Genomic DNA, 2,617 nt, shown 5'->3' with positions numbered 1-2,617 from the left:
GTAGAGCTTGCAGGCACATATGTCCTTGAATACTTCACGGGCAGCTGGCCGTGGGATACATATGCGGACTACGATATCAATTTTCAGGCAAGGATAGCGCTCTCACCTTCGCTGAGGTTCGGCATGGGAGGACTGCTGTTCCTGTACTTTGTACAGCCCTTCTACAATTGGCTTCTTGCAAAGCCGAAACGCAGAACTCTCAACATCATCACACTTACCGTGCTGGTGATAGTTGTTACAGACTTCACGCTCACTCTTATCTTAAGATACTGATATAAAAACAAACCATTATCCGAAAGGAGTATTTATTATGAAAAAGCTTGATTTGGCAAATGAACTCAGCACAAACGCTTATCCCGGAAGAGGTATCGTCATCGGTAAATCCGACTGCGGAAAGTACGCAGTAACAGCATACTTCATCATGGGCAGGAGCGAGAACAGCCGCAACCGCGTATTCATCGAGGACGGCAAGGGTATCCGCACAGAGGCATTCGATCCCTCAAAGCTTACCGATCCCCACCTTATAATCTACGCTCCCGTAAGAGTTCTCGGCAACAAGCTCATCGTTACAAACGGCGATCAGACCGATACTATCTATGAACTCATGGACAAGCAGTACACCTTCGAGCAGGCTCTCCGCACAAGAGAATTCGAGGACGACGCTCCCAACTATACTCCCCGTATCTCGGGAATACTCCGCTTCGGCGAGGAGGGCTTCAACTACGCAATGTCCATACTCAAGAGCGCTAACGGCAACCCCGACTCATGTCAGAGATTCACATTCAGCTATAATAATCCCATTGCAGGCGAGGGACACTTCATACACACCTATATGGGCGACGGTTCTCCTCTCCCCAGCTTTGAGGGCGAGCCAAAGCTTGTCGGCATAAGCGGCAATATCGACCAGTTCACGGATATGCTCTGGAACAATCTCAATACAGATAATAAGGTATCTCTCTTTGTCCGCTACGTGAACCTCGAAAACAACACTGAGGAGACACGTATCGTAAACAAGAACAAGTAATACTCGATAAATGAAAAAAATCAGTATTCTGCTTGCGCTGCTCTGTATGCTGACAGCAGTCGGCTGCGGTGATATAAGCAACGATAAGAGCATAATATCATCGGCAGCTGACGAGCAGAAAACCACAGCAGAACCCACTTCTCAGGATACAGCCGAAATGACCGTTCCTACAGAGCTCAGTGCCGAGATACCTGCGGAAGCGGTGACTAAAAAGACGGCAGTAAAAACTGTCAACGGCGAAATAAGCTCAATAACCGTTTGCTATCTCAACGAGCATGACGACGAGCTGCTCAAAATAAAAGTTGATCCCGAAACAGGTGAGGAAACGGTGGATTCAAGGAGCGAGTACCTGTATGATGAAAACGGGAATATGTCTTATGAAAAAAGCAATTCCTGTATTCTGGGAGAAAGCGAGCATTATTACAAGTATAACGAAAACGGTGACAATATAAGGCTTGAAGGTACGAAAAACGGAAAAACAAGCTTTGAACTTGATATTATATACGACAGCAATCATCATCAATACGCCTCACACGAAATTTTGTATGATCCCGAATCTGCCGACAATGAAATACTGAGCGATAATAAAACAGATTATTCGGACTGCGAGTTTGACGATAACGGTAATATAACCTTTATCCGCTACAACGATCAGAAGTATTCCGCTGTCTCATGGACATATAACGAAGAAAACGCTCTCATTTCCGAAACAAGTTATTATTCGGATTACGGAAAGGAAGAAGGTGCCAGCTACGCTTTGGTGCAGAATGCCAAATACAGCGATAACGGCGACTTAACGTCCGTAGATATCATTCTTCTGTCTGACCCCGATACCGAAAAGACAATACGCACTCAGGAACTCAGGTACGATGAAGCGGGACGGCTGATATATATGGAGGATAATTACATATCCAAAAACAGGCTTACCGTGACGGAATATGAGTACGAAGCCCTGAAACAGGCTGAATAATTATGCATTACGCATTACGAATTATGAATTAATATAAGGAGGACATTAACAATGTCAAATGAAATGCAGTTAAAATACGGCTGTAACCCAAATCAGAAGCCTTCAAGAGTTTATATGGCTGACGGCAGCGAGCTCCCTATCGAGGTGCTCTGCGGAAAACCGGGATATATAAACCTTCTTGACGCCTTCAACGGCTGGCAGCTGGTAAAGGAGCTCAAGGCTGCTACAGGTATGTGTGCAGCTACCTCATTCAAGCACGTATCACCCGCAGGTGCTGCTATCGGCAGACCACTCTCCGACGATCTCAAGAAGATATACTGGGTGGACGACCTCGGCGAGCTCACTCCCCTTGCAAGCGCTTACGCAAGAGCAAGAGGAGCTGACAGAATGTCCTCCTACGGTGACTTCATCGCCCTTTCCGACAAGGTGGACGTATGCACAGCTAAAATGATACAGCGTGAGGTATCAGACGGAGTTATCGCTCCCGACTATGAGCCCGAAGCCCTTGAAATTCTCAAGTCCAAGAGAAAGGGCACCTACTGCATACTCAAAATGAACGAGAACTACAAGCCCGCTCCTATCGAGACAAAGCAGGTATACGGCGTATCCTTCGAGCAGGGACG

General features: G+C 46.5%; 2 protein-coding genes and 2 pseudogenes. All 4 read left to right on the top strand.

Features of this window, described 5'->3' with window-relative positions; translation table 11 throughout:
• Positions 1 to 273: pseudogene (locus K6G33_RS11270) on the top strand (hypothetical protein); the annotation flags it as partial.
• Between the two features lie 37 nt (positions 274 to 310).
• Positions 311 to 1,024 carry an IMP cyclohydrolase gene (locus K6G33_RS11265; protein WP_296779497.1) on the top strand — a complete coding sequence of 238 codons (714 nt, stop codon included), beginning with the start codon at positions 311 to 313 and terminating at the stop codon, positions 1,022 to 1,024.
• Between the two features lie 10 nt (positions 1,025 to 1,034).
• Positions 1,035 to 1,994: a hypothetical protein gene (locus K6G33_RS11260; protein WP_296779495.1), complete on the top strand. Its 960-nt coding sequence runs from the start codon at positions 1,035 to 1,037 to the stop codon at positions 1,992 to 1,994.
• 51 nt (positions 1,995 to 2,045) lie between these two features.
• Positions 2,046 to 2,617 (top strand): annotated as a pseudogene (locus K6G33_RS11255) (phosphoribosylaminoimidazolecarboxamide formyltransferase); the annotation flags it as partial.

The organism is Ruminococcus sp., assembly GCF_024691275.1.
In the GTDB taxonomy this organism is placed as follows: domain Bacteria; phylum Bacillota; class Clostridia; order Oscillospirales; family Ruminococcaceae; genus Ruminococcus.
This window is presented reverse-complemented; position numbering and strand designations above follow the sequence as displayed.